Consider the following 24,956-nt stretch of genomic DNA (forward strand, 5'->3'; position numbering starts at 1 on the left):
CCTTGGGGTTCAGTAGGCGTAACGGCGCAACAGCCGTCCTTCCACCACGCCAACCAGGCGGGTGAGCGGGAAGGCCACGAGGAAATAGATGACGGCCACGGCCGAAAGGAACTCGACGGGGCGGGCGGTGCTGTTGGAGATGTTCTGGCCTACGAACATAAGGTCGGCCACGCCCACCGAGGAGATGAGCGCGCTTTCCTTGAACAGGCTCACCACATTCGAAAGCAGGGGCGGCACGGCACGCAGCAGCGCTTGGGGAAATACCACATAGAGCACCTTTACTCTGGACGTGAGGCCCAGGGCGATGCAGGCGTCGTGCTGTTCGCTGGCGATGGACTTGAGCGCGCCGCGGAAGGTTTCGCTGGTAATCGCGCCCATATATAAAGTGAGCGCGATCAGCACGCTGGCGTAGGGCGGGATGTTCAAGCCGAACACCACCGGGAAGCAGAAGAAGACCCAGAACAGCTGGATCAACAAGGGCGTGCCACGGAAGAACTCGACGTACAGCGCCAGCGGCAGGCGCAGAACGGGCGTTCTGACTTGACGCAGCAGGCTCACCACGAAGCCCCAGAGGCTGCCCAGCAGCGCGCAGACCAGGGTGAAGGCCAGGGTCAGCAATAGCCCCTTGAACAGCACGGGCCAGTAACCAGGCACAACCGAGAAATCGAGCGGCATAATGGTTTCCTCAACGTTGCGCGGCCAGGTCCTGGCGCCTTTCGAACCACTGCACGAGCTGGGCGATGGGCAGCGAGAGCGCGAAGTAGATCAAGGCGATCAGGGTGTAGGTTTCCAGTGGGCGATACGCTTCGGTAGCCAGGCTCTTGCCCACGTACATCAGGTCTGAGACGGCGACTATGGCCACCAGGGCGCTTTGCTGCAGGGTGCCGATGCCGTTGGTCATCAGTACAGGCAAGGCGCTGCGCAATGATTGCGGCAATACCACGTAGAGCGTGCGCTGCCAGGGCCGCAGGCCGAGCGCGACGCAGGCATCGAGGTGTTCTCGGGGTACGGCCTGCACTCCAGCGCGATAGGCCTCGGCATTGAAAGCCGTCAGGTTCAGGCCAAGGGCCAGAAAGCCCATGGCGACCGGGTCGACGAAGACGTTGAACAGCATGGGCACGCAATAGAAGAACCAGACGATCTGAAGCAACGCCGGAGTGCAGCGAAAGAATTCGATGAACAGCTGGGCCGGCCAACGAACGAAGAACCAGCGACTAAGCGTCATCAGGCACAAAAGGAAACCGCAGGTCAGGCCGATCAGATTGGCCACCAGGGCCAGTTCCAGGGTTACCTTTAGCCCATCCAGCAAGGCTGGCAGGCTACCGCTGAGAAAGTGGAAATCGAATTGGTAATTCATCGCGGCGCGCCTCAGTCCAGATGCAGCACTTTTTCCAGGAATTCCCGGGTTCTCGCTTCACGCGGAGCGGTGAACAATTGCTGGGGCGGGCCTTGCTCGACCACCTTGCCGTTGGCGCAGAACACCACCCGGGTCGCGATATGGCGGGCGAAATGCATGTCGTGGGTCACGATGATCATGGCCATCTTCTGGTCGGCCAGTTGCATCATCACGTTCTGCACCTCGGTAACCATCTCTGGGTCCAGGGCGGACGTTACTTCATCGAACAGCATCAGCCGAGGCTCGAGCATCAACGCCCGGGCAATGGCCACCCGCTGCTTCTGGCCTCCCGAGAGCTGGCTGGGGTAAGCATGCAGCTTGCTTTCAAGCCCCAGCCGCGACAGGTAGGCACGAGCCTTCTCGGTAGCCTCGGCCTTGCTCAGGCCATGGACCCTCACCGGGGCCAGAATCAGGTTGCCCAGCACTGAGAGGTGAGGGAACAGGGTGTAGTGCTGGAACACCATGCCGATCTGCTTGTGCAGCGCCTCGTCCAGCGGCTTGCCGTGCTTGCGGCTGCCGTCGATATAGGGCTTGCCCTGGAAGTGAATGCTACCGCCCTGGATGCTTTCCAGGCCCATCAGCACGCGCAGCAGCGAGCTCTTGCCACTGCCGGAAGGGCCGATGATGACCAGCCGGTCATCGGCGCGCATGCTCAGGGTCATCTGGTCCATCACCACCAACTGCTCGCTGTAGGCCTTGCGCACCTGACGCAGCTGGATGAAATCGCCGTCTTCGACTGAATCCGGGGTGAGCGAAGCCTGTGGCGGCGCGGCCACCAAATAGGGAGTGTTCATGGGGTCGTCTCCACGCAGGCACGGCCAGCCGTGCCCCTGGTAGTTCAAGGGTTACGGGTTGCGACCCGCTACGGCCAGTTGGGCATTGGCCTTCTCTACCAGCTTGTCGATATCACCGGCATCACGTCGCTGCTGCAGGTAGATGTTGAGCACTTGCTGATCGGCGACGGGCATGTCACGGGCTACACCGAAGGCAATGCCTTGTTTGGCCAGGGCCGGCTGCAAGGCCACTTCCTTGGCCCAGTCATTGCGCTGGATGAACAAGCGATTGGTGTCGCTGGCGTCGGCCAACACATCCGCGCGGCGGGAGATCAGCGCCATGCGGGTCTCGTCCAACCCAGGCAGGCGCATGATCCTGGCGTGCTGGATTTCCCGGGAGATGGCCTTGTCCGCTGAAGTACCGGACATCACCGCGATGGTGACGCCGTCCTTGTCGTAGTCGGCCAGGCGGTTGCTAGCAGTGGCGAACTTGGGGTTCTCCTTGTTCACCATCAAGGACACGCTGTAGTCCACGGCCGGGGTCGAGAAGCCCACCGCCAGAGCGCGCTCTGGCGTGGGATTCAAGGCCATGGCCATGTCCCATTTGCCACTCTGAATGCCGGCGACCTGGTTGTCCCAGCTGGTGTCCACGAACTGGACCTTGACTTTAAGGACGTTCTCGCCGAAGTCCCGGCACAGGTCGACGAAATAGCCGCTGTACTGACCGGATGCGGCATCACGCATCACATAGGGCGCGGCGACCGCGGCGCCACAGCGCAGCACGCCGGCCTTCTGTACGTCTTGCCATGAATTGCCGGCCGCCGATGCAACGGTTGCCGCGCTTAGCGTAGCCGCCACCAGGGCGGCCCGGGCCAAGCGGATGTTGATGAAACGAGGAGCTGCACGAACCATGATTTCACCTCTGGCGTTGAACTTGTTCTTGTAGGCAGAAGAGCAAAGCGTGTTCACAAGCAGTTGCTTGAATTCGTGTTGTATGCAACGTTGCATTCAGGTTAGGTCGCCTTTAAGATCCCTGTCAACGGGAAAATCACCGGCTGTTCTCAGCGGTCCTTCAGCTCCTGTTTCTCCATTCAATAGTGCCAGGCAGCACCTGGCCCGTGCCTAGCCCAAGGAGTGCTCGTGCCGTCCATCGTCGTCGTAGGTGCTGGAATCATCGGCACCACTATCGCTTACCAACTCCAGCGGACCGGCAAACGGGTGCTGCTGGTGGACAAGAACGAGCCTGGCCGCGGAGCATCGTTCGGCAACATGGCCAGCATCGCCGTGACTGAATTCATGCCCGCGTCCCGTCCCGGGGTATGGGCGCAGATGCCCAAATGGCTGCTCGATCCCGAGGGCCCTATCTGCGTGCGGCCCGGCTACCTGCCCAAGCTCACGCCCTGGTTCCTGCGTTTCCTCGCCGCCAGCCGCCCGGCGAAGGTGCGCGAACTAGAGGCCTCTGGCGCTGCCCTGTGTGCTCGGGTCCATGAAGACTTGTCACAGTTGCTCAAGCAGACCGGCCTGGAACACATGCTCAGCGATCAAGGCTGCCTGAGCCTGTACACCGACGAAGCGGAATTCCGCGCCGACCGCGAGCACATCGAGGTCCTGGAGCGCTTCGGCTTCGCTCACCAAGTACTGGACCAGGCTGCGCTCCAGGCCTTGGAACCGGCCTTGGGGAAACAGATCGGTAAGGCAGTGCTTTTTCCAGAAAATCGCTCCATCAGTGATCCGCACAAGCTGGTGCTGGAGCTGGCGCAACGCTTTACCGCCCTGGGTGGGGAGATCGTGCGTGGTGAAGTCGTGCAATTCGACCGGAGCAATGGTGGTGTTTCTGGCGTGCGTCTGAGCGACGGCCGCGTATTGGCTGTTGAGGAAGTGGTGCTGGCCGCCGGTGCCTATACCGCCCGGCTGTCAAAGCTGATCGGCGAGCCCATTCCGTTGGAAACCGAGCGGGGTTATCACACCCAGGTGATGGCGCCGGGCATCAGCATGCGCCATTCCATCATCTGGCCGGCCAAGGCGTTCATGGTCACCCCTACTGCTGGCGGCGTACGCATCGGCGGCACCGTGGAAATGGCTGGGCTGGAGGCGCTGCCCAATTACCGGCGAGCCCAGGTGCTGGTCAAGCGCGCCAAAGAGGCCTTGCCCACGCTGCAGGTGGAGGGCATCAGTGAGTGGATGGGCCACCGCCCGGCAATGCCGGACACCGTCCCAGTGATGGGCCGCTCGGCGACCCAGCGCAATGTCTGGTATGCCTGCGGTCACGGACACCTCGGGCTCACCTACGCCGCCACCACGGCCCGGCTGCTGGCGGACCTGATCACGGGGCAGCAACCGCCCGTGGACATGACGCCGTATCGAGTCAACCGATTCTGATCACGATGGACTGGACAAGGGCAGGTAACCGATATGCGAAACATGCTTTACATCGACGGGAAGTGGATAGCCCCGGCAGAAGGCGGCTATCAGGAAGTCACCAACCCCGCCACCGAGGAGCCGATCCAGGAAATTGCCTACGCTACGGAACAGGACGTGGATGTGGCGGTGAAAGCCGCCCGGCGCGCCTTCGACCGGGACGGCTGGCCAAGGCTCAGCGGAACGCAGCGGGCCCAGTATCTGCGTGCCATTGCCCAGGGCATTCGCCATCGCCAAGAGGAAATTGCGCGCCTGGAGGTGCTGGACAACGGCAAGCCATTGCCTGAAGCACTCTGGGATATTGGCGATGCCGCTGGCTGCTTCGATTTTTACGCGGACCTGGCCGAGCAACGCGATAGCGAAGGCCCGGAGGTGATCGCCCTGGCCGATGAGCGCTTCACCTGCAAGGCAGTGAAGGAGCCGATCGGGGTGGCTGGCGCGATCATCCCATGGAACTACCCGCTGCTGATGGCCGCCTGGAAAGTCGCCCCAGCATTGGCTGCGGGCTGCACGGTAGTGCTCAAGCCGGCCGAGGTCACCTCCCTTACGGCGATCCAGCTGGCGGCCATCATCGATGAAGCCGGGGTGCCGCCGGGTGTATTCAACCTGGTGACGGGGGCAGGCTCGGTGGCCGGCCAGGCGATCATTGACCATAAGGGCGTGGACAAACTGGCCTTTACTGGGTCGGGCCCGGTGGGGTCGCGCATCATGGCCGCCGCCGCTCGGGACATCAAGCGGGTGAGCCTTGAGCTGGGGGGTAAATCGCCCTTCGTGGTGTTCGACGACGCCGACTTGGAGCAGGCGGTGGAGTGGATCATGTTCGGGATCTTCTGGAACCAGGGGCAGGTGTGCTCGGCGACCTCGCGCGTTCTGGTCCAGGAAGGGCTTTATCCGCGGCTGTTGGCCCGTCTGGTGGAAGAGACACGCAAGATCCGCATCGGCAATGGCCTGGACGAAGGGGTGCTCCTCGGCCCTCTGGTGTCCAAGCGTCAGCATGAGCAAGTGCTGGGGGCCATCGAGGCGGCGAAAGCGGCCGGGGCTACCGTGGCTTGTGGCGGCCAACGCCCAGCCGGCTTCGACAAAGGCTACTACCTCGAGCCCACCGTGCTGACGGATGTGCCCTTGGACAGCGCCGCCTGGGTGGAGGAGATCTTCGGGCCAGTGGTGTGCGTGCGGCCCTTCGCCAGTGAGCCTGAGGCTATCGAACTGGCCAATGACTCCCGCTTCGGCCTGGCCGCCGCGGTGATGTCCGGGGACGAAGCCCGTGCCGAGCGGGTGGCTGCGGCCTTCCAGGCAGGCATTGTGTGGATCAACTGCTCCCAGCCCACCTTCACCGAGGCGCCCTGGGGTGGCTACAAGGAGTCCGGCATCGGCCGGGAGCTTGGCCGCTGGGGCCTGGATAACTATCTGGAAACCAAGCAGATCACTCGCTACACCAGCAAGCAACCGTGGGGCTGGTACATCAAATGACGCAAGCAGGCAGCGGCGGCGAGCATTCAAGGCCGCTGCCTTCCGATACCCATTCAGGCACCCAATCAAGGAGACGCGGCATGACAACAGCACTGAAAGGGCAGACCATTCTGGTCACCGGCGCTTCGGGCGGCATCGGCGCCGCCATTGTGGCGCAGCTGGCGGCGGAGGGCGCACGGGTCATCATCCACTATGGACGCGACCAGGCGGCTGCCGAGCGGCTGCTCGACCAGATCGGCGGCCGCGGTTTCGTGCTGCAAGGGGACCTTTCCACGCCCCAAGGCCCGTTTGAGCTCTGGGCCCAAGCCGTGACACTGGCCGGCAGGGTAGATGGCTTGGTCAACAACGCTGGTATCCGTACGGAAATCTCCATCGAAGCGACGCCTGAACAATGGACGACTGCCTGGCAGCGGGAATTTCAGGTCAACTTCTTCGCCGCCGCGGACCTGTGCAAAGAGGCCGTGCGTCATTTCAAGAAAATCGGCGGCGGGCGCATCGTCAACATGGCCAGCCGTGCGGGCCAGCGGGGTTACGCGGCAGACGCCTTGCCCTATGGCGCCACCAAGGCCGCCCTGGTCAACCTGACCAAGTCCATCGCTCGCTCCTTCGGGCCCGACGGCGTGGTCGCGGTGGCGATTGCACCAGGCTGGGTACAGACCGAGATGGCCGAAGCCTTCATCGCGACTCACGGCAAACAGGCGGCGGTAGCGGACATTCCTATCGGCGAGATGGCCAGCCCGGCCGAGGTCGCGGAGCTGGTGGCATTTATATTGCGCAAATCTCAGGCTTCGCTCAACGGCGCCACCCTGGACGTGAACGGTGGCAGCTATATCCGCTGACCGTGTTAACTGATGGCTACGGACAGGAGCCTGCAATGAGATTGCAAGACGAACTTGCGTTACTGATTCGCCAGGAGCAAACCCTGCAATTCAAACGTTTCGACGAAAACACCGCCTGGCAGCTGGGTAGCGCCCTGCATGAGCGAGCGGTGGGGGAGGGTTGGCCGCTGGTGATCGACATTCGCCGTTTCGAGCGCCCGCTGTTCTTCGCGGCCCGGCCCGGTATCACCCCGGACAACGGCGAATGGGTACGGCGCAAGGTCAACACCGTGCAACGCTTCCTGCGAAGCTCCTATCGGTTGACCTATCAGCTGGCCATCGAGCAGCAGGACATCCAGCAACGCTACCACCTGGACCCGGCCGACTATGCCAGCTGCGGCGGCGGCTTTCCGCTGATCGTGCAGGGCGCTGGGGTGATCGGCAGCGTAACGGTGTCGGGGCTGCCCGACCGCCAGGATCATCAGTTGATCGTCGATGCGCTGTGCGACCTCCTCGGCCATGAACGGGCTGCGCTCTCGCTGCCCGCTGAAACTCCCTTCTAGCTGAGATCGCCTCAGGCCACGGCCTGGGCGCCGGTGATTTCCACCAACGAGCCACACATGAAGGCCGCTTCGTCCGATGCCAGGAAGGCCACCAGGGCCGCTACCTCCTGCGGTTGGCCGATGCGGCCGAAGGGCACCAGCCTGTCCAGGTCGGCAATGGTACGGCCGTTGCGGCGCACGCCGGCTTCCAGCATGGGCGTGTGGATTTCACCTGGACAGACTGCATTCACCCGCACCTTGTGCGGCGCATAATCCCGCGCCAGGTTCTGGGTGAAAGACGCCACTGCTGCCTTGGTCACGTTATAAGCAATATGTCCCGGCGCCGGATGCAGGCCCCACTGGGAAGCGGTATTCACGATGGCCCCGCCGCCCTGCGCGATCATGCCGGGCAGTACCGCGCGGCATAGGTGGAACATCGAATCCAGGTTCACCGCGAAGCTGGTGTGCCAGTCTTCTTCGCTCAGGGCCAGCAGGTTGCCGCGTCGGTTGATTCCAGCATTGTTGACCAGGAGATCAATGCGCTCAAAGCGGCTCAGCACTGTCTGTACCAGGCCCCGACAGGCCTCTCCCTGGGCAATGTCCGCCGCCAGCGCAAAGGCGCTGCCGCCATCTGCCTCGATAACGCGAGCCACTGCCTGGGCCGCCTCAAGGTTCAGGTCATTGACCACCACGGTGGCGCCTTCGGCCGCCAGCCTGCTAGCGATAGCCGAGCCGATCCCGCCTGCGCCCCCGGTAACGATGGCGACCTTGTTTAAAAAACGCTGCATTGGGCGATTCCTGTGACCGGGATTGAAGTACGCCCAGGTGACATCCTTCGCGACGGCGTCGCCCGGGCGAAGAAATTATCGAATGGTGTTAGCCTCCACCGAGGCTTTGTCCACCAGCCGCTCGATATCACCGCTGTCGCGCTTCTGCTTGAGGTAGATGTTGAGCACATCCATGTCCGCCAGGGATATATCCCGACGCACTCCAAAGGCGACCCCCTGTTTGGCCAGTGCCGGCTTGGGCAATACCTCCTTGGCCCAAGTGGGATTGGCCACAGCGAACAGGTGGTTGGTGTCGCTGGCGTCAACCAGTACGTCGGCGCGCTTGGACATCACCGCCAGGCGCGTTTCGTCCATGCCGGGCAGGCGCATGATCTTGCCCTGCCTGATCACGCTGGAAATGGCCTTGTCCTGAGCCGTGCCTGACATCACCGCAAAGGTCAGCTCGGGTTTATCGAGGGTAGAAAGGTCGTCGGTGATGTTGGTCAGCTTGGGGTTGTCCTTGTTCACCAGCAGCGACACCTGGTAATCCGTCGCTGGCACGCTGAAGCCTACCGCCAGGGCTCGTTCGGGCGTTTGGTTCAGAGCCATGGCCAAGTCCCATTTGCCGCCCTGCAAGCCCGCTACCAGGTTGTCCCAATTGGTGTCCACGAATTGCACCTTCACCTTTAGCACCTTTTCGCCAAAGTCGCGGCAAAGGTCCACAAAGTAACCGCTGTAATCGCCTGACTTGGCGTCTCGCATCACGTACGGAGCCGCCACCGCCGCGCCGCAGCGCAGCACACCGGCCTTCTGCACGTCTTGCCACAGGGAAGGTTCAGCCGCCTGAGTAGTGGGCAAGCCCAGCAAGGCTCCACACAACCCGGCGCCCATGAGCATCGCTTTGAAAGAGGAAGGGATAAGCCTGACCATTTTAAACCTCACCTTTAGTTCGTTGTTGTAGGCAGGAAGGTAAAACGCTGGCACCACGCTTATGTATGCATGGTTGCGTACAGGCTAGGAGTGTAGGAATTGGTTGTCAATCAGAAAGCGAATTTGCGAGGTGGGTTTCCACGGGTAGGGAGACCTCAGGATGGAAGTCTGTGGAACTACCCATATCTCAGAACCAGCCAGCGGTGCTGATCCGGGGCCAGGTACAAGTACTTGAGTCCATGCTGGCTCGCTTCAGCGAGCTTGCGAAGCAAGCGCCCCATGTAGTCAAAGGCATCTGACGATTCGCCTAACCTTTCGCCAGGACGCTGGCAAGAATTGGAAGCTTGCGCGCCAGAAAGGTCAGCCGCAGCGGTGACGCTTGAAGCGGGCATTGGCGTTATTGAGCGCAAATAAAAAGCCGCGCAATGCGCGGCTTTTCGAAGCTGGTGGGCCCACACGGACTCGAACCGTGGACCAAAGGATTATGAGTCCTCTGCTCTAACCAACTGAGCTATAGGCCCTTTTAGAGAGCGGCGATTATAACGAGCCTTTTGGCTCGGTGCTATCGGAAAGAACCATTTGTCAGGGCGCTTTAGGCAGGTTTCTTGCCGCTGCGCGATGAGCGACTGCCGCTGCTGGCTATATTCGTCGATTCTCCAGCGCAGGCCGGGCTTGGAAAGCGCGTTCACGGCTGGCCAGTCTTCGTCGAGGATGGTTCCCAGCTGTGTCGCGGGTGTCTATGGTCTGCCAAATAACAAACCCCGGGGCGGGCCCGGGGTTCTGGGTGTTGCGCTGAAGCTTACTCGTCCAGGAACGAACGCAGGTGTTCGCTACGGGTCGGGTGACGCAGCTTGCGCAAGGCCTTGGCTTCGATCTGACGGATACGCTCGCGGGTCACGTCGAACTGCTTGCCCACTTCCTCGAGGGTGTGGTCTGTGTTCATGTCGATACCGAAGCGCATGCGCAGTACCTTGGCTTCACGCGCGGTGAGGCCGGACAGCACTTCGCGGGTCGCTTCCTTGAGGCTTTCCACCGTGGCCACGTCGATCGGAGACTGCATGGTCGAGTCCTCGATGAAGTCACCCAGGTGGGAGTCTTCATCGTCGCCGATCGGCGTTTCCATGGAGATCGGCTCCTTGGCGATCTTCAATACCTTGCGGATCTTGTCCTCGGGCATTTCCATGCGCTCGCCCAGCTCTTCCGGCGTAGGCTCACGGCCCATCTCCTGCAGCATCTGCCGGGAGATACGGTTGAGCTTGTTGATCGTCTCGATCATGTGCACCGGAATACGGATGGTGCGCGCCTGGTCGGCGATGGAGCGAGTGATCGCCTGGCGAATCCACCAGGTGGCGTAGGTCGAGAACTTGTAGCCGCGACGGTATTCGAACTTGTCCACCGCCTTCATCAGGCCGATGTTGCCTTCCTGGATCAGGTCCAGGAACTGCAGGCCGCGGTTGGTGTACTTCTTGGCGATGGAGATCACCAGACGAAGGTTGGCCTCGACCATTTCCTTCTTGGCGCGGCGGGCCTTGGCCTCGCCGATGGACATGCGCCGGTTGATGTCCTTGATCTCTGCCACGTTGAGGCCGGTTTCGGCCTCAAGGTCGATCAGCTTCTGCTGGCAACGCTGGACATCCGCCTGCACGCGGCCGATGGCCTCGGCGTACTTGGCCTTGCCCTTGGCCAGGAACTCGCTCCAGCCCTGGTCCACTTCGTTGCCGGGGAACAGGCGCAGGAAGTCGGCACGAGGCATGCGGGCGTCACGGACGCACAGCTGCATGATGGCGCGTTCCTGGGCCCGGACACGGTCCAGCGCGCCACGGACTTGCTCCACGAGCACTTCGTACTGCTTGGGCACCAGCTTGATCGGCATGAACAGCTCGGCCAGCTGCAGCATCTCGGCGATGCCTTCCTTGCTGTCGCGGCCATGCTTCTTCAGCACCTTGCGGGTGGCTTCCAGCTGCTCGGCCACGGCGCCGAAACGCTGGCGAGCCACTTCCGGATCCGGCCCGCTTTCGCCTTCTTCTTCGTCGTCGCTGCTGGCTTCCTCGTCCTCTTCCTCGTCATCCTTCTCGGCCACGGCGGCGGCCTTCGGGTCGACCGGCACAGGCATGTCCGAGGGGCTGGCGATCACGTCGTCAGGATCGATGTACCCGCTGAGCACGTCCGACAGACGGCCACCTTCGGTGGTGACGCGGTCGTATTCGCCAAGGATGTAATCCACGGTGCCGGGGAAGTGGGCGATCGCCCCCATCACCTCGCGGATGCCTTCCTCGATGCGCTTGGCGATTTCGATCTCGCCTTCGCGGGTGAGCAGCTCCACGGTGCCCATCTCACGCATGTACATGCGGACCGGGTCCGTCGTGCGGCCGATATCGGTTTCGACGGCAGCGAGCGCGGCGGCGGCTTCCTCGGCCGCGGCTTCGTCGGTGTCCGCCTCGGCCAACAGGAGGGCATCCGCATCCGGAGCAGTCTCGAATACGTTGATCCCCATGTCGTTGATCATGCGGATGATGTCTTCCACCTGTTCCGGATCTGAAATATCCTCGGGCAGGTGGTCGTTGACCTCCGCGTAAGTCAGGTAGCCCTGCTCACGACCGCGGGTGATCAACTCTTTGATACGAGATTGCTGTTGCGCTTTTCCGGACATAACACCCTATCCACTGAAGGTCTTGGCGGGCAAAAAACAAGCCGAGGATTATACCCGAGCTAGGACCTCACACGCCAGTTGAGGTCGGGTTTTGTGCGTTTGCGTTGCGGCTAAGCAGCTCGCGCAGCAGGTTTTTTTCCTCTGCGCTCAGTTCGCCCTGCCTGGCCTTTCGAAGCAATTGCTCCAGACTGCGTTCGCGTTGGCGGGCGGATAGACTGGAAATGGTGTCGAAAAACTGTTGTTCAAGGTTGTCGGCATCGATCAGCCATTCTTTCTCCGCCAGGGCCCTCAACAAGCGCCCTTGGTCGGTACCGTGCCAGCGCGCGATCAATTGCAGCGAGCGAAGTCGAGGATTTTTCTGCAGTGCCTCGAGCAGTGCGACCAGCAATTGCGCGTAAACATGATCTTCATCGGCCAGATGGCTGGCATCTTCAACCTTGGCCGCCAATTGCGGGTGATGCAGCAGCGTGCGCAGGGCGCTGAGCGTGGGCGGCTCAACGGTCGTGGGCACCCGAGGGGCTCGCGGTTCGAAATTGCGTTTGCCGCCTCGTTCCCATGGCTTGCCATCGCGCTTGCCACCACCCTTGCGCGGTTGCCAGCCCTGGCTGGGCTCGGGCATGGGAGCCGAAGCGTCCAGATAAGCCGGTACATAGTCACTCTGGCCGTGGAAATCCATTCCGTCAGCACCGGCCCCTTCATGGCCGACAAAGCTTGAAGGCTCCGAGGCGCGCGGCGGGGCGGGCTGCGCCGCGCGAGCCAGCTGGTTCAGGGCCTCGCCGCTCAGGCCGGTGATTTCCGTCAGCCGGGCCCGCATCAGGGCCTTGAGGTTGGCGCCGGGTACCTGGTCGATCAAGGGCGCCGCCAGGGTAACCATATGGGCCTTGCCTTCCAGCGAGCGCGGGTCCGCCTCGTCGGACAGCTGCTGGAAGAAATAATCGGCCAGCGGCTGCGCATGCTGCGCGATGCGCGCGCGGAAGGCGTCCAGGCCCTCGGCGCGGATCAGGGTGTCCGGATCCTCGCCCTCGGGCAGGAACAGAAACCTTGCCTTGCGGCCATCCTGCAGGCTCGGCAGCGCGGCTTCGAGGGCGCGCCAGGCAGCGTTGCGGCCGGCCTGGTCGCCGTCGAAGCAGAACAGGATGCTCGGCACCAGGCGGAACAGCCGCTTGATATGCTCCTCGCTGGTCGCCGTGCCCAGGGTGGCCACCGCGTTGCGCAGGCCCTGCTGGGCCAGCGCGATCACATCCATGTAGCCCTCGACCACGATCACTTCGTCAAGGTTGCGGTTGAACTTGCGCGCCTCGTAGAGCCCATAAAGCTCCTGGCCCTTATGGAACACCGGGGTTTCCGGCGAGTTCAGGTATTTAGGCTTGTCATCCCCAAGTACCCGCCCGCCGAACGCGATCACCCGGCCCCGGCTGTCGCGGATGGGAAACATCACCCGATCGCGGAAGCGGTCGTAGCGCTTGCCACTTTCGGCGTTTTCCACCAACAGCCCCGCATCGAGCAGGGCGCGCTGCTGCAGCGTGTCGCTGGCCAGGTGGCGCAGCAGGTTGTCCCAGCCGGGCGGAGCGAAACCCAGGCCGAAGTCCCGGGCGATCTCGCCGGTAAGACCCCGCCCCTTGAGGTATTCCACCGCGCTTCTGCGTGCCGGGTGCTGGCGCAGGGCCTGGCGATAATAGTCCGCGGCCGCGGCCAGCAGGGGGTAGAGCGGCGAATCCGTCGGTTGGCGCGGCTTGCTGCCGCGACGGGATTCCTCCCGGGGCACTTCCATGCCGGCCGCTCGCGCCAGTTCCTCCACGGCCTGGGGAAAGTCCAGGTTGTCGTGGTCCATCACGAAGCCCAGCGCGTTGCCGCCGGCGCCACAGCCGAAGCAGTAATAGAACTGCTTGTCGGGGCTTACGCTGAAGGAGGGGGTTTTTTCCTTGTGGAAGGGGCAGCAGGCGGTGTAGTTCTTGCCGCTTTTCTTGAGCTGAATCCGGGCGTTGACCACATCGAGAATGTCGGTGCGGTTGAGCAGGTCGTCGATGAAACCTTGCGGGATGAGCCCGGCCATGGGGTGACCTCGGATCCGAGACGGTGCTTCAGTTTAACGGCCAGGCATGGCCATTCGCAGCGAATGGTAGGTTACGAAAAGCAGGAGGGTGGCGGCTTGATGCGCCCGATGAAGAGAGCGGAGCCTGCCGGAATTACCGGGCCCACAATTGCCAATGGCCCGGCTTTTTAGGGCCGGGCCAGACAAATGCTTGCAGCGAACGCTTGTATCAGTACAGGCGAACGGCGCGGCGCTGTTCGCGCTGGACTTTCTTGGCGTGACGCTTGACCGCTGCGGCTGCCTTGCGCTTGCGCTCGGAAGTCGGCTTTTCGTAAAACTCGCGGCTACGAACTTCAGCCAGTACACCGGCTTTTTCGCAGGAGCGCTTGAAACGACGCAGAGCTACGTCGAAGGGTTCGTTCTCTTTAACTTTGACGGCTGGCATCCAGGGCTACCTTAATTCATTACCGGGGCAACGTACCCCTGCTGGAAGCGCGGTGGAATACGTCGGTTTTCAAGGGTTGCGGATGTTACCCGTTGGAGCCGCGGAATGCAAAGCCTCTGATCGAAAACCGCTGGTCGGCGCGCCGGGGCGCGACTATCATGCGCGCCTTCGTTACCGCCTCGGCAAAGGCCAATTGATACCCATGCTAGTACTGGGACTGGAAACATCCTGCGATGAAACGGGCGTCGCGCTCTATGACAGCGAGCAGGGCCTGCTCGGCGACGCGCTATTCAGCCAGATCGACCTGCACCGTGTCTACGGTGGCGTGGTGCCGGAGCTGGCTTCCCGCGACCACGTAAAGCGCATGCTGCCGCTGATCCGCGAAGTGCTCGATCAGGCCGGGCGCGCGCCTTCGGACATCGACGCCATCGCCTATACCGCCGGCCCCGGGCTGGTGGGCGCGCTGCTGGTTGGTGCGTCCTGCGCCCAGGCCATGGCGTTTGCCTGGGGTATCCCGGCCTTGGGTGTGCATCATATGGAAGGCCACTTGCTGGCGCCCATGCTCGAGGACCAACCGCCAGCGTTTCCCTTCGTGGCGCTGCTGGTATCCGGCGGCCATACCCAACTGGTGCGGGTCGATGGCATCGGCCAGTACCAGCTGCTGGGCGAAAGCCTGGATGACGCGGCCGGGGAGGCGTTCGACAAAACCGCCAAACTCATGGGCCTGCCCTACCCGGGCGGCCCGGAAATCGCGCGCCTGGCCGAGCAGGGGCAGGCCGGGCGCTTCGTGTTCCCGCGTCCGATGACCGACCGCCCTGGGCTGGACTTCAGTTTCAGCGGCCTGAAAACCTTCACCCTCAACACCTGGCAGCAGTGTGTCGCCGCTGGGGAGGACAGCGAGCAGACCCGTTGCGACATCGCCCTGGCATTCCAGCAGGCAGTGGTGGAGACTCTCGCCATCAAGTGCAAGCGGGCCCTCAAGCAGACGGGCCTCAAGCAATTGGTGATCGCTGGCGGGGTAAGTGCCAACCGGGCCTTGCGCACCCACCTGGAAGCCATGACGGCGGAATTGGGGGGTGGTGTGTACTATGCGCGGCCACGCTTCTGTACCGACAACGGCGCGATGATCGCCTACGCCGGTTGCCAGCGGTTGTTGGCCGGCCAGCACGACAGCCTGGGCATCCAGGTGCATGCCCGCTGGCCGATGGAGCAACTGCCTGCTATCTAGCCGCGCTGGGTGCGAGCTTTAGAAATGACGTTCCCGGCCGGCGAACAGGTCCCTGAGATTGGCCCGATGACGCCAGATCACCAGCGCCGTGAGCAGGGTCATCGGCAGCAACGCCTGGGGCGCCTGCCAGGCCAGCAGGGGCAAGGTCAGGGGGATGGCGGTCAGCGCGGCCAGGGAGGCGGTACGGCTGAGCTGAAAGGTCAATAGCCATACGCCTACCGCCAGCAGCAGGGCTGGCGGGTATAGCCCCAACAGCATGCCGGCAGCCGTGGCCACGCCCTTGCCACCGCGAAAGTTGAAATACAGGGGAAACAGGTGGCCGATGACGGCGCACAGGCCTATCCAGGCCTGGGCCTGCAGCCCCAACCCCAGGGCCTTGGCCAGCAGTACCGGTACGAGGCCCTTGGCGAGGTCGCCGACTAAGGTCAAGATGGCGAGCTTGCGGCCGGCCACCCTGAGCATGTTGGTGGCCCCGGCATTGCCCGAGCCGCTGGTGCGCGGGTCGGGGATCCCGGCGCCACGACTGAGCAGGATGGCGAAGGACAGTGAGCCGAGCAGGTAGGCCAGGACGGCCAGTAACCAGGGCATGCTAACTATTCCGGGCGAGAATGCTCGGATTCTAACGGCGCGAAGCGCCTTTGTCGTCAGGAGAGACTGCTTGGACAGCGTGTTCATCGAAGGCCTGGAGGTCGATACCGTGATCGGCGCCTATGACTGGGAGCGCGAGATCCGCCAGTGCCTGCGGCTGGATTTCGATTTCGCCTGGGACAACCGCCCCGCTGCGGATGGCGACGACCTGGCCTTGGCCCTGGATTACGCCAAGGTGTCCGAAGCCGTTCAGGCGTTTGCCAGCCAGGCGCGCTTTGAGCTGGTAGAGACCTTCGCCGAGCGTCTGGCGGCGCGTCTGATGAGCGAATTCGGCATTCGCTGGTTGCGGTTGCGGGTGACCAAGCCTGGTGCGGTGCCAGCGGCACGAGGCGTGGGTGTGGAGATCGAGCGCGGATGTCGCTGACTCGGGTCTACCTTGGCCTCGGTAGCAATATCGACCGTGAGGTTCATCTTTGCGCTGGGCTGGACGCGCTGGCGGCCATGCTCGTGGACATGCGCTGTTCACCGGTGTTCGAAAGCGAACCGGTGGGCATCAAGAGCGGGCCTTTCCTGAACCTGGTGGTCACGGGGCTGTGTGACATGCCTCTGATGGCGCTGGATCGTCGCCTGAAGTTCATCGAGGCGGATAACGGCCGCTACGCCCCGGACCGCAAAGGCCTGCCGCTGGATATCGACGTCTTGATGTACGGCCGGCAAGTGGGCAATTTCGACGGATTGGTATTGCCGCGCGAGGAAATCCTGCGTAACGCCTTTGTGCTCTGGCCCTTGGCCTTGCTGGCTCCGGATGAGCTGCACCCCGGAGAGGGGCGCAGCTTCGCTGCGCTATGGGCCGAGGCGAAGATCGACCAGCAGCTGCGGCAGGTACCCTTCCAATGGGCCCCCGGGGCGCTGGTTCAAGGCTCAGCCCGGTAGGCCTCCAACGCGGCCAGGCGGGCTTTCTTGAGGGCTTCGCCCAGGGCCTGCCCCGTCAGGCCGGCCTCTAGCAATGGTTTGACCGCCACGTCCCGGGCTGTGGCAGCGGCGTCGCGCAGAAACGCTCCGGGCTCGAAGGTTTCCTGCCCGATGCAGAGGGCAGCGTTTTCACAGGTGTCGATGAATTCCGCGAAGCGTTGGGGGCGTCGATAGATGTCGAAGGCCTGGAGCAGGTCGAACAAGGCCTGGGTGGGCAATGCACGCGCCTGGCTGGCCAGCGCATGGTAGCGGCCACTTAGCTGAGCCAATTCCTGGCAGTCCCGAGGTACCTTGAAGCGTAGGCTCACCGCCTGGATGTCGGATACCTCGCCCTTCGCGCTTGAGCTGTCCCCAGCGTAGCTCAATGGCAGCAGCAGGCTGGCCCAGCGTATGGCCAGAGGATGCTCGGCACAGGCGGCCTGGGCCAGGCAAGCGATACTCCATTGTCCAAGATCGACCACTGCGGCCGGTGTTCGCGCCGAGCGCTCGAACAGGGCCTGCAATTCGGGGAACAGGACCTTCAGGGCGCCGCAGGCCCGGAGGGTTTCGAAGAACACCGTCGGTCTGGCTTCCATCAGGGCGCGGGAGATCTCCTTCCAGCTTCTTTCAGGGGTCAACGCCTGCAGCTCCCCCGACTCGCTCAGTTGCGTCATAAGCGCGAGGGTTTCGGGGGCGATACGAAAGCCCAGGCCGGCGTAGCGTGCGGCGAACCTGGCTACCCTGAGCACGCGCAAGGGGTCTTCGGCGAACGACGGGGACACATGGCGTAGCCAGCGTTCGGCAAGGTCTCGCTGGCCGCCGTAGGGGTCGATGACGTGCCCGCTGTCGTCTTCGGCCATGGCGTTGATGGTCAGGTCACGGCGGCGCAGGTCTTCTTCGAGGGTCACGTCCGGGCTGGCATGGAACACGAATCCGCCATAGCCCCGGCCGCTCTTGCGCTCCGTCCGGGCCAGGGCGTATTCAGCGCCGGTGCGCGGGTGCAGGAATACAGGGAAATCCGCGCCCACGGGCCGATAGCCCAAGGCATGCATCTGTTGCGCGCTGGCACCGACCACCACCCAATCGATGTCGGCCACCGGCAGGCCGAGGAGGCGGTCGCGCACGGCGCCGCCGACTTTGTATACCTTCATGCAGTTCTCCTTCAGCGCCGCAGGATATACCCGTGGCGCCGAAGGTTCACTCACAGGTGCACGACGGTCATGTCCAGCCGGTTATAGCTGTCATCGCCCTGCTCGTTGCGCGGCGGCACGTGATGGACCTTCACCACCTGGTCGCCCTGGACGGTCTCCAGGTGCACGTCGAAGCCCCACAACCGATGCAGATGCTTGAGTACCTCCTCGGTGGACTCGCCCAGCGGCTTGCGGTCGTGTTGCTGGTGACGCAGGGTCAGGGAACGATCACCGCGGCGATCGATGCTCCAGATCTGCACGTTGGGCTCGCGATTGCCCAGGTTGTACTGGGCCGCCAGGGTTTCACGGATGATCCGATAGCCGCTGTCATCGTGGATGGCAGGTACCAGCAGGTCGTCGCGCTGGTCGTCGTCCAGGATGCTGAACAGCTTCAGGTCGCGGATCACCTTGGGCGACAGGTACTGCAGGATGAAGCTCTCGTCCTTGAAGCTGCTCATGGCGAACTTCAAGGTAGAGAGCCAGTCGCTGCCGGCGATGTCCGGGAACCAGCGACGGTCTTCCTCGTCCGGGTTCTCGCAGATGCGGCGCAGGTCCCGGAACATGGCGAAGCCCAGGGCGTAGGGGTTGATGCCGCTGTAATAGGGGCTGTCGTACCCGGGCTGAAACACCACGCTGGTATGGGACTGCAGGAATTCCATCATGAAGCCGTCGGTGACCAGGCCTTCGTCGTACAGGTCGTTGAGCAAGGTGTAGTGCCAGAAGGTCGCCCAACCTTCGTTCATGACCTGGGTTTGCCGTTGTGGATAGAAATACTGGGCGATCTTGCGCACGATACGCACCACTTCCCGCTGCCAGGGCTCCAGCAAGGGGGCGTGCTTCTCGATGAAATAGAGAATGTTTTCCTGAGGCTCGGCGGGAAAGCGCGCGTGGTCCTGCTCGCTGGTTTTCTCCATGGCCTTGGGAATGGTTCGCCACAGGTCGTTGATCTGTCGCTGAAGGTGCTCTTCCCGTTCTTTCTGGCGGCGCCGCTCTTCTTCGGCGGAAATGGGGTAGGGGCGCTTGTAGCGGTCCACGCCGTAGTTCATCAGAGCATGGCAAGAGTCGAGCAGGTCTTCCACGGCGTCGATGCCGTAGCGCTCCTCGCACTGCATGATGTACTGCTTGGCGAACACCAGGTAGTCGATGATCGAGCTGGCGTCCGTCCAGGTGCGGAACAGGTAGTTGCCCTTGAAGAAACTGTTGTGGCCGTAGCAGGCATGGGCGATCACCAAGGCCTGCATGCACATGGTGTTCTCTTCCATGAGGTAGGCGATGCACGGGTCGGAATTGATCACGATCTCGTAGGCCAGGCCCATCTGCCCACGGGTGTAGGATTTTTCGGTGCTCAGGAAGTGCTTGCCGTAGGACCAATGATGGTAGCCCAGGGGCATGCCTACCGAGGCGTAGGCATCCATCATCTGTTCAGCGGTGATGACTTCGATCTGGTTGGGGTAGGTATCGAGGGCATAGCGCTCGGCGATACGACTGATTTCCCGGTCGTAGGTCTGGATCAGCTCGAAGGTCCATTCCGAACCTACGGACAGGGGTTGGCGCTTCTGCTCTCTGGCGGTCATGTCACTAGCCTGCGCTGGAAGAGTTCACGGAAGACCGGATAGATATCCCCGGCCGTCACCAACTGCTGCTGGGCGAAGGTTTCCGGGAAGTCTTCGCCGATACGCTCGTATTCGAACCACAGGGCCTGGTGCTCCCTGGGCGTGATCTCCACGTAAGTGTAGTACTGCACATGGGGCATGATCTGCTTGGTGAGGATGTCCCGGCAGATGGGCGAGTCGTCGTTCCAGTTGTCCCCGTCCGAGGCCTGGGCCGCATAGATGTTCCACTCGTTGGTGGGATAGCGCTCGGCCATGATTTCCTGCATCAGCTTCAGCGCGCTGGAGACGATGGTGCCGCCGGTTTCCCGGGAATAGAAGAACTCTTCCTCGTCCACTTCCCTGGCGCTGGTGTGGTGGCGGATGAACACCACCTCGATCTTGTCGTAGTTGCGCTTGAGGAACAGGTACAACAGGATGAAAAAGCGCTTGGCAATGTCCTTGGTAGCCTGGGTCATGGAACCGGACACGTCCATCAGGCAGAACATCACCGCCTTGGAGCTGGGGTTGGGGTGCTTGACCAGCAGGTTGTATTTCAGGTCGAAGGTATCGAGGAAGGGCACCCGATGAATGCGTGCACTGAGCTTTTCGACTTCCGCTTCCAGCGCCTGGATGTCGCCGAAGTTGTCCGGCTCTTCCCGTCGAAGCCGCTCGAGTTCGGCACGCACCTCCCGTAGCCGGGCGCGGCTGCTGCCGGACAGCGCGATACGCCGGGCATGGGCCGAGCGCAGGGTACGAATGATGTTGATGCGCGATGGGTTGCCTTCGTTGGCAATGCCCGCGCGGACCGTCTTGAAGGTATCGGAACCGGTGAGATGCCGCTTGACCAGGTTGGGCAGTTCCAGGTCCTCGAACATGAATTCAAGGAATTCCTCCTGGGTGATCTGGAACACGAACTCATCCATGCCTTCGCCGGAGTTGCCCGCCTTGCCCTGGCCCTTGCCGCCTCCGCCACCTCCTTGCGGCCGCGGAATATGCTGTCCGGACGTGAACTCCTTGTTGCCGGGATGGACGATGGTCTGCTTGCCGCCGCGACCGTGGTGCAACACGGGTTCGTCGATGTCACGGCCAGGAATGCTGATCTGCTCGCCATGCTCCATATCGGTGATGGAGCGGCGGCTGACCGCTTCTTCCACCGCTTTCTTGATGTGGTCACGGTAGCGCCGCAGGAAACGCTGGCGGTTCACCGTGCTTTTGTTCTTGCCATTCAAGCGTCGGTCGATCACATAACTCATGGCCCCTCCAGGAACTCGGGGCAGCTTCAAGCTTCAAGCTTCAAGCCGCAAGAAAGAGCAGCCAGCGCGGCCGCAAGCTGGCGCGTCAGGCGATGCCTGCGCGCAACTGCCTGCAGCTTACGGCCTGTCGCTTACTGGGACTTGCGAACACGCAGGTACCACTCGGAGAGCAGGCGAACCTGCTTGTCGGTGTAGCCACGTTCCACCATCCGGGTAACGAAGTCGTTGTGCTTCTGTTGATCTTCCTTGCTGGCCTTGGCGTTGAAGCTGATGACGGGCAGCAGGTCCTCAGTGTTGGAGAACATTTTCTTCTCGATGACCACCCGCAGTTTTTCATAGCTGAGCCAGGTGGGGTTCTTGCCGTTGTTGTTGGCGCGGGCGCGAAGCACGAAGTTGACGATCTCGTTGCGGAAGTCCTTCGGGTTGCTGATGCCGGCGGGCTTTTCGATCTTTTCCAGTTCTTCGTTCAAGGCGACCCGATTGAGGATCTCGCCGGTTTCCGGGTCCCGGTATTCCTGATCCTGAATCCAGAAGTCCGCATAGAGCACATAACGGTCGAAGATGTTCTGGCCATACTCGCTGTAGGACTCCAGGTAGGCTGTCTGGATTTCCTTGCCGATGAACTCGATGTAGCGCGGCGCCAGGTATTCCTTGAGGAAACGCAGGTAGCGCTCGCGTACTTCGGCCGGGAACTGCTCCTGCTCGATCTGGTGTTCGAGCACATAAAGCAGGTGAACCGGGTTGGCGGCCACTTCATGGGGGTCGAAGTTGAATACCTTGGACAGGATCTTGAAGGCGAAGCGGGTGGACAGGCCGGTCATGCCCTCATCCACGCCCGCCGAATCGCGGTATTCCTGGATGGACTTGGCCTTTGGGTCGGTGTCCTTCAGGTTTTCGCCGTCATAGACCCGCATCTTCGAGTAGATGTTCGAGTTCTCCGGTTCCTTGAGCCGGGACAGCACGGTGAACTGGGCCAGCATCTTGAGGGTGTCCGGCGCGCAATGGGCCCTGGACAGCGAGCTGTTGACCAACAGCTTGTCGTAGATCTTGATCTCATCGGTCACGCGCAGGCAGTAAGGCACCTTCACGATATAGATACGGTCGATGAAGGCCTCGTTGTTCTTGTTGTTGCGGAAGCTATGCCATTCAGACTCGTTGGAGTGCGCCAGCAGCACGCCATTGAAGGGAATGGCCCCGAGCCCTTCGGTACTGTTGTAGTTGCCTTCCTGGGTCGCGGTAAGCAGCGGGTGAAGCACCTTGATCGGTGCCTTGAACATTTCCACGAATTCCATCAGGCCCTGGTTCGCCCGGCACAGGGCGCCCGAGTAGCTGTAGGCGTCGGCGTCGTTCTGGGGGAATTCCTCCAGCTTGCGAATATCCACCTTGCCCACGAGGGCGGAGATGTCCTGGTTGTTCTCGTCTCCAGGTTCGGTCTTGGCCACGGCGACCTGGTTCAGGATCGACGGGTACAGCTTGACCACCTTGAACTGGCTGATGTCCCCACCGAATTCCTGCAGGCGCTTGGTGGCCCAGGGCGACATGATGGTGTTGAGGTAGCGCTTGTCGATGCCGTAGTCCTCCTGAAGGATGTCCCCGTCTTCATTGACGTTGAACAGCCCCAGGGGCGACTCGAATACCGGGGAGCCCTTGATGGCGTAGAAGGGCTCTTTCTCCATCAGTTGCTTGAGCTTTTCGGCCAGGGACGACTTGCCTCCCCCCACCGGGCCGAGCAGGTAGAGGATCTGTTTCTTCTCCTCGAGGCCTTGGGCGGCATGGCGGAAATAGGAAACGATCTGCTCGATGCAGTCTTCCATGCCATGGAAGTCACGGAAGGCCGGGTAGCGGCGGATGGTCTTGTTGGAGAAGATGCGGGACAACCGCGGATCCGTCGTGGTATCGACCAGCTCCGGTTCACCGATGGCCATGAGCAGCCGCTCGGCCGCGGATGCGTAGGCCCTGCGGTCGGCTTTGCAGAGCTCCAGGTATTCCTGCAGCGTCAACTCTTCCTGACGCGTGCTTTCGAAACGCTGTTGGAAGTGGCTAAAAATACTCATGACGTCACCTCGCTCGATACCGGAGCCGACGTCGGATCACTTAAGCCGATGCTTGGTGGCAGCCGAAGCCAGCCAGCTGCCCTTTTCCCCCAGAACACCCGAAAATCGCTCCCGATGACCCGCGCGCCGGTGTGCCGGCTCTCCCCTGTTTTGGATGGCCTGGGCTTAAGGATAGTTGGTAATCCAGAAATTCAAGGGCGCCCACGCGTTTAGTTACAACCGCGAAAGGGGGAGTTGGGCTAGGAGCCCCGGAATCCGGCGCCCCGTGAGGCATGCGAAGATGACAAAAAAATTCAGTCGCCGGCTTGGCGAGCGATGTCGTCAGGGTAGGTCTGGCGCCAGAGCTCGAAGCCGCCGTCGAGGCTGTAGACGTCCGAGAAGCCTTGACTGACCAGATAGGCCGCCGCGCTCTGGCTGGAGTTGCCGTGATAGCAGACCACGACCAACGGAGCGTCCAGGTCGGCTTGGGTAATGAAGTCGTGCAGTGAATGGTTGTCCAGATGACGGGACTGGGCGATATGCCCGTTGGCGAAGGTCTGCGGATCGCGGATATCCACGACCACGGCGCCGCCGGCGCGCAACGCCTGGGCTTCTTGCGGGGGAATGCGTTTGAATTCGGACATGCTCGGCTCCAGGCGTTAGCAGAGAGGGCACTTGCACTGATGAAGTTGCAAAGTGTCCAGGTTCATCAAGGTCATTGCGTTGCCCCAGACGCACCCCGTGTCCAGGGCGAATACGCCAGGCTCGTCGCAGCGGCCTTCCAGCGCGGCCCAATGGCCGAAGATGATGCGGATGTGGCGGCTGCGTCTGTGCTTGTGGCTGAACCAGGGCGCGTAGCCAGGGGGCGCGCTGTCCGCCCCTTCCTTGCCCTTGAGGTCCAGCTTGCCGTCGGCGGTACAGAAACGCATGCGGGTAAAATAGTTGGTGATAACCCGCAGGCGGGTGACGCCTTCCAGATCCTTGTGCCACTTGGCCGGCTCGTTGCCGTACATGCCGTCCAGGAAGGGCTCCACCAGGTTGTCGTCGCGCAGGGCGGTTTCCACCTCGGCGGCGTAGCGCAGCGCCTTGCTCAAGGGCCACATGGGCGGAATGCCGGCATGCACCAGGGCAAAGTTGCGTGGCTCGTCGTAATGCAGCAGCTTTTGCTGACGCAGCCACTGCACCAGTTGCCCGCCGTCGGGTGCCTCGAGGATCTCGGCCAGGGTGTCGTTCTTCTTCAGGCGCTCGACGTTGTACCAGGCTGCAAGCAGGTGCAGGTCGTGGTTTCCCAGGGTGCAGACCAGCGAATCGCGGATCGAATAAAGGAAGCGCAGGGTTTCCAGGGATTGCGGGCCGCGATTGACCAGATCGCCCACCAGCCATAGCTGGTCCCGGGCGGGGTCGAAGGCCACCTCGTCCAGCAGCGTCTTGAGCGGATCCAGGCAGCCCTGCAGGTCACCTACGGCATACACGGCCATCAGTGCAGGGCTCCGGGCATGGCCAGGCGGAACGGCGCGATAATGGCGTCGAAGTGTTTACCGTCTTCGGCCACCATCTGGTAGCTGCCCTGCATGTTCCCCACCTTGGTAGCCATGATGGTGCCGCTGCTGTAGGTATGGGCCTGGCCCACCCCGATCAGCGGTTGCTGGCCGACCACGCCAGGCCCGCGGACCTCCTCGACCTTGCCGTTGCCGTCGGTGATCACCCAGTGGCGCGACATCAGACGCGCGGGTACCTGGCCTTTGTTGCGTACAGTGACTGTATAGGCGAAGGCATAACGGCCCTGCTCGGGGTTGGATTGCTCCGCCAGGAAGCGCGTATCGACGCTGACGTCGATGTGATAACGGGAATCGGACATGGTGCCTGGACCTAAAGCGAAT

The 24,956-nt window shown here is 62.3% G+C and carries 24 protein-coding genes and 1 tRNA gene; 7 read left to right on the forward strand and 18 right to left on the reverse strand.

Translation table 11 applies throughout. The features are described 5' to 3' along the window. Positions 1 to 9: 9 nt before the first annotated feature. Genes BN1188_RS03175 through BN1188_RS03190 form a run of 4 tightly spaced genes read right to left on the reverse strand, consistent with a single transcriptional unit; the run spans position 10 to position 3,081 of the window. Complete coding sequence (locus BN1188_RS03175; protein ID WP_040259789.1) at positions 10 to 675, reverse strand: amino acid ABC transporter permease; 666 nt, start codon at positions 673 to 675, stop codon at positions 10 to 12. A 10-nt stretch (positions 676 to 685) separates the two neighbouring features. Continuing rightward, positions 686 to 1,357, reverse strand: coding sequence for an amino acid ABC transporter permease (locus BN1188_RS03180; protein ID WP_040259790.1), 672 nt, complete (start codon positions 1,355 to 1,357; stop codon positions 686 to 688). 11 nt (positions 1,358 to 1,368) lie between these two features. After that, positions 1,369 to 2,190 (reverse strand): amino acid ABC transporter ATP-binding protein, encoded by an 822-nt coding sequence (locus BN1188_RS03185; RefSeq protein WP_084596144.1) that lies wholly within the window; start codon positions 2,188 to 2,190, stop codon positions 1,369 to 1,371. Between the two features lie 51 nt (positions 2,191 to 2,241). Beyond that, on the reverse strand, positions 2,242 to 3,081 hold the full coding sequence (locus BN1188_RS03190) for a transporter substrate-binding domain-containing protein (RefSeq protein ID WP_040259900.1): 840 nt from the start codon (positions 3,079 to 3,081) through the stop codon (positions 2,242 to 2,244). Positions 3,082 to 3,309: 228 nt separating this feature from the next. Between BN1188_RS03190 and BN1188_RS03195 the strand changes: the two genes are divergently transcribed. From BN1188_RS03195 to BN1188_RS03210, 4 genes are all read left to right on the forward strand, one after another. Next, a complete protein-coding gene (locus tag BN1188_RS03195) occupies positions 3,310 to 4,548 on the forward strand; it encodes an NAD(P)/FAD-dependent oxidoreductase (protein ID WP_040259791.1) in 1,239 nt (412 codons plus the stop codon). Between the two features lie 33 nt (positions 4,549 to 4,581). Further along, positions 4,582 to 6,057 carry an aldehyde dehydrogenase family protein gene (locus BN1188_RS03200; protein ID WP_040259792.1) on the forward strand — a complete coding sequence of 492 codons (1,476 nt, stop codon included), beginning with the start codon at positions 4,582 to 4,584 and terminating at the stop codon, positions 6,055 to 6,057. 80 nt (positions 6,058 to 6,137) lie between these two features. Further along, positions 6,138 to 6,896, forward strand: coding sequence for an SDR family NAD(P)-dependent oxidoreductase (locus tag BN1188_RS03205; RefSeq protein ID WP_040259793.1), 759 nt, complete (start codon positions 6,138 to 6,140; stop codon positions 6,894 to 6,896). A 35-nt stretch (positions 6,897 to 6,931) separates the two neighbouring features. Then, the gene (locus BN1188_RS03210) at positions 6,932 to 7,438 is read left to right on the forward strand and encodes a heme-degrading domain-containing protein (protein ID WP_040259794.1); all 507 of its coding nucleotides are present in this window, start codon (positions 6,932 to 6,934) and stop codon (positions 7,436 to 7,438) included. An 11-nt stretch (positions 7,439 to 7,449) separates the two neighbouring features. Here the strand turns inward: BN1188_RS03210 and BN1188_RS03215 are convergent, their stop codons facing one another. The 6 genes from BN1188_RS03215 to rpsU all read right to left on the reverse strand — a co-directional run bounded on the left by BN1188_RS03215 (position 7,450) and on the right by rpsU (position 14,241). Beyond that, a complete protein-coding gene (locus BN1188_RS03215) occupies positions 7,450 to 8,205 on the reverse strand; it encodes an SDR family NAD(P)-dependent oxidoreductase (RefSeq protein ID WP_040259795.1) in 756 nt (251 codons plus the stop codon). 75 nt (positions 8,206 to 8,280) lie between these two features. Next, complete coding sequence (locus BN1188_RS03220) at positions 8,281 to 9,114, reverse strand: transporter substrate-binding domain-containing protein (RefSeq protein ID WP_040259796.1); 834 nt, start codon at positions 9,112 to 9,114, stop codon at positions 8,281 to 8,283. A gap of 444 nt (positions 9,115 to 9,558) precedes the next feature. Then, positions 9,559 to 9,635 (reverse strand) — tRNA-Ile (locus BN1188_RS03225). 278 nt (positions 9,636 to 9,913) lie between these two features. Continuing rightward, positions 9,914 to 11,764, reverse strand: a complete 1,851-nt coding sequence (gene rpoD, locus BN1188_RS03230; protein WP_040259797.1) for an RNA polymerase sigma factor RpoD — start codon at positions 11,762 to 11,764, stop codon at positions 9,914 to 9,916. Positions 11,765 to 11,831: 67 nt separating this feature from the next. Continuing rightward, a complete protein-coding gene (gene dnaG / locus BN1188_RS03235; protein WP_040259798.1) occupies positions 11,832 to 13,817 on the reverse strand; it encodes a DNA primase in 1,986 nt (661 codons plus the stop codon). A 208-nt stretch (positions 13,818 to 14,025) separates the two neighbouring features. Further along, positions 14,026 to 14,241, reverse strand: coding sequence for a 30S ribosomal protein S21 (gene rpsU / locus BN1188_RS03240; RefSeq protein WP_002551877.1), 216 nt, complete (start codon positions 14,239 to 14,241; stop codon positions 14,026 to 14,028). 202 nt (positions 14,242 to 14,443) lie between these two features. Here rpsU and tsaD point away from each other — a divergent pair, with 202 nt between their 5' ends. Beyond that, on the forward strand, positions 14,444 to 15,469 hold the full coding sequence (tsaD, locus tag BN1188_RS03245) for a tRNA (adenosine(37)-N6)-threonylcarbamoyltransferase complex transferase subunit TsaD (protein ID WP_040259901.1): 1,026 nt from the start codon (positions 14,444 to 14,446) through the stop codon (positions 15,467 to 15,469). Positions 15,470 to 15,487: 18 nt separating this feature from the next. On the opposite strand, the gene plsY is transcribed toward tsaD, so the two are convergent. Further along, complete coding sequence (gene plsY / locus BN1188_RS03250) at positions 15,488 to 16,057, reverse strand: glycerol-3-phosphate 1-O-acyltransferase PlsY (RefSeq protein WP_040259799.1); 570 nt, start codon at positions 16,055 to 16,057, stop codon at positions 15,488 to 15,490. 70 nt (positions 16,058 to 16,127) lie between these two features. On the opposite strand from plsY, the gene folB reads away from it, so the two are divergent. Together folB and folK are read left to right on the forward strand one after the other, a co-directional pair. After that, positions 16,128 to 16,481 carry a dihydroneopterin aldolase gene (folB, locus tag BN1188_RS03255; protein WP_040259800.1) on the forward strand — a complete coding sequence of 118 codons (354 nt, stop codon included), beginning with the start codon at positions 16,128 to 16,130 and terminating at the stop codon, positions 16,479 to 16,481. Next, positions 16,472 to 16,990, forward strand: coding sequence for a 2-amino-4-hydroxy-6-hydroxymethyldihydropteridine diphosphokinase (gene folK / locus BN1188_RS03260; protein WP_052469136.1), 519 nt, complete (start codon positions 16,472 to 16,474; stop codon positions 16,988 to 16,990). Before folB ends, folK begins: the two co-directional genes overlap by 10 nt. On the opposite strand, the gene BN1188_RS03265 is transcribed toward folK, so the two are convergent. The 7 genes from BN1188_RS03265 to apaG form a co-directional block, all read right to left on the reverse strand. Further along, a complete protein-coding gene (locus BN1188_RS03265; protein WP_040259802.1) occupies positions 16,972 to 18,159 on the reverse strand; it encodes a multifunctional CCA addition/repair protein in 1,188 nt (395 codons plus the stop codon). The two genes, folK and BN1188_RS03265, sit on opposite strands and share 19 nt — an antisense overlap. A 50-nt stretch (positions 18,160 to 18,209) precedes the next feature. Continuing rightward, a complete protein-coding gene (locus BN1188_RS03270; RefSeq protein ID WP_040259803.1) occupies positions 18,210 to 19,772 on the reverse strand; it encodes a SpoVR family protein in 1,563 nt (520 codons plus the stop codon). After that, positions 19,769 to 21,043, reverse strand: coding sequence for a YeaH/YhbH family protein (locus BN1188_RS03275; protein ID WP_040259804.1), 1,275 nt, complete (start codon positions 21,041 to 21,043; stop codon positions 19,769 to 19,771). The genes BN1188_RS03270 and BN1188_RS03275 overlap by 4 nt, the downstream gene beginning before the upstream one ends. A gap of 131 nt (positions 21,044 to 21,174) precedes the next feature. Next, positions 21,175 to 23,097, reverse strand: coding sequence for a PrkA family serine protein kinase (locus BN1188_RS03280; RefSeq protein ID WP_040259805.1), 1,923 nt, complete (start codon positions 23,095 to 23,097; stop codon positions 21,175 to 21,177). A 293-nt stretch (positions 23,098 to 23,390) separates the two neighbouring features. After that, positions 23,391 to 23,720: a thiosulfate sulfurtransferase GlpE gene (glpE, locus tag BN1188_RS03285; protein WP_040259806.1), complete on the reverse strand. Its 330-nt coding sequence runs from the start codon at positions 23,718 to 23,720 to the stop codon at positions 23,391 to 23,393. A 15-nt stretch (positions 23,721 to 23,735) separates the two neighbouring features. Then, a complete protein-coding gene (locus BN1188_RS03290; protein ID WP_052469137.1) occupies positions 23,736 to 24,554 on the reverse strand; it encodes a symmetrical bis(5'-nucleosyl)-tetraphosphatase in 819 nt (272 codons plus the stop codon). Beyond that, positions 24,554 to 24,934, reverse strand: a complete 381-nt coding sequence (gene apaG / locus BN1188_RS03295; protein ID WP_040259807.1) for a Co2+/Mg2+ efflux protein ApaG — start codon at positions 24,932 to 24,934, stop codon at positions 24,554 to 24,556. The genes BN1188_RS03290 and apaG overlap by 1 nt, the downstream gene beginning before the upstream one ends. Between the last annotated feature and the right edge of the window lie 22 nt (positions 24,935 to 24,956).

The organism is Pseudomonas massiliensis, assembly GCF_000826105.1.
Classification (GTDB): Bacteria; Pseudomonadota; Gammaproteobacteria; order Pseudomonadales; family Pseudomonadaceae; genus Aquipseudomonas; species Aquipseudomonas massiliensis.

What these genes read in the sequence shown, in the direction of transcription:
- BN1188_RS03205 (WP_040259793.1), top strand. Translation starts at nt 6,138, where the DNA reads ATGACAACAGCACTGAAAGGGCAGACCATTCTGGTCACCGGCGCTTCG.
- BN1188_RS03290 (WP_052469137.1), bottom strand. Translation starts at nt 24,554, where the DNA reads ATGGCCGTGTATGCCGTAGGTGACCTGCAGGGCTGCCTGGATCCGCTC.
- BN1188_RS03215 (WP_040259795.1), bottom strand. Translation starts at nt 8,205, where the DNA reads ATGCAGCGTTTTTTAAACAAGGTCGCCATCGTTACCGGGGGCGCAGGC.
- folK (WP_052469136.1), top strand. Translation starts at nt 16,472, where the DNA reads ATGTCGCTGACTCGGGTCTACCTTGGCCTCGGTAGCAATATCGACCGT.
- rpoD (WP_040259797.1), bottom strand. Translation starts at nt 11,764, where the DNA reads ATGTCCGGAAAAGCGCAACAGCAATCTCGTATCAAAGAGTTGATCACC.
- BN1188_RS03270 (WP_040259803.1), bottom strand. Translation starts at nt 19,772, where the DNA reads ATGACCGCCAGAGAGCAGAAGCGCCAACCCCTGTCCGTAGGTTCGGAA.
- BN1188_RS03210 (WP_040259794.1), top strand. Translation starts at nt 6,932, where the DNA reads ATGAGATTGCAAGACGAACTTGCGTTACTGATTCGCCAGGAGCAAACC.
- dnaG (WP_040259798.1), bottom strand. Translation starts at nt 13,817, where the DNA reads ATGGCCGGGCTCATCCCGCAAGGTTTCATCGACGACCTGCTCAACCGC.
- apaG (WP_040259807.1), bottom strand. Translation starts at nt 24,934, where the DNA reads ATGTCCGATTCCCGTTATCACATCGACGTCAGCGTCGATACGCGCTTC.
- plsY (WP_040259799.1), bottom strand. Translation starts at nt 16,057, where the DNA reads ATGCCCTGGTTACTGGCCGTCCTGGCCTACCTGCTCGGCTCACTGTCC.
- BN1188_RS03280 (WP_040259805.1), bottom strand. Translation starts at nt 23,097, where the DNA reads ATGAGTATTTTTAGCCACTTCCAACAGCGTTTCGAAAGCACGCGTCAG.
- BN1188_RS03275 (WP_040259804.1), bottom strand. Translation starts at nt 21,043, where the DNA reads ATGAGTTATGTGATCGACCGACGCTTGAATGGCAAGAACAAAAGCACG.
- BN1188_RS03265 (WP_040259802.1), bottom strand. Translation starts at nt 18,159, where the DNA reads ATGAAGGTATACAAAGTCGGCGGCGCCGTGCGCGACCGCCTCCTCGGC.
- rpsU (WP_002551877.1), bottom strand. Translation starts at nt 14,241, where the DNA reads ATGCCAGCCGTCAAAGTTAAAGAGAACGAACCCTTCGACGTAGCTCTG.
- BN1188_RS03185 (WP_084596144.1), bottom strand. Translation starts at nt 2,190, where the DNA reads ATGAACACTCCCTATTTGGTGGCCGCGCCGCCACAGGCTTCGCTCACC.
- BN1188_RS03190 (WP_040259900.1), bottom strand. Translation starts at nt 3,081, where the DNA reads ATGGTTCGTGCAGCTCCTCGTTTCATCAACATCCGCTTGGCCCGGGCC.
- BN1188_RS03200 (WP_040259792.1), top strand. Translation starts at nt 4,582, where the DNA reads ATGCGAAACATGCTTTACATCGACGGGAAGTGGATAGCCCCGGCAGAA.
- BN1188_RS03180 (WP_040259790.1), bottom strand. Translation starts at nt 1,357, where the DNA reads ATGAATTACCAATTCGATTTCCACTTTCTCAGCGGTAGCCTGCCAGCC.
- glpE (WP_040259806.1), bottom strand. Translation starts at nt 23,720, where the DNA reads ATGTCCGAATTCAAACGCATTCCCCCGCAAGAAGCCCAGGCGTTGCGC.
- BN1188_RS03175 (WP_040259789.1), bottom strand. Translation starts at nt 675, where the DNA reads ATGCCGCTCGATTTCTCGGTTGTGCCTGGTTACTGGCCCGTGCTGTTC.
- tsaD (WP_040259901.1), top strand. Translation starts at nt 14,444, where the DNA reads ATGCTAGTACTGGGACTGGAAACATCCTGCGATGAAACGGGCGTCGCG.
- BN1188_RS03220 (WP_040259796.1), bottom strand. Translation starts at nt 9,114, where the DNA reads ATGGTCAGGCTTATCCCTTCCTCTTTCAAAGCGATGCTCATGGGCGCC.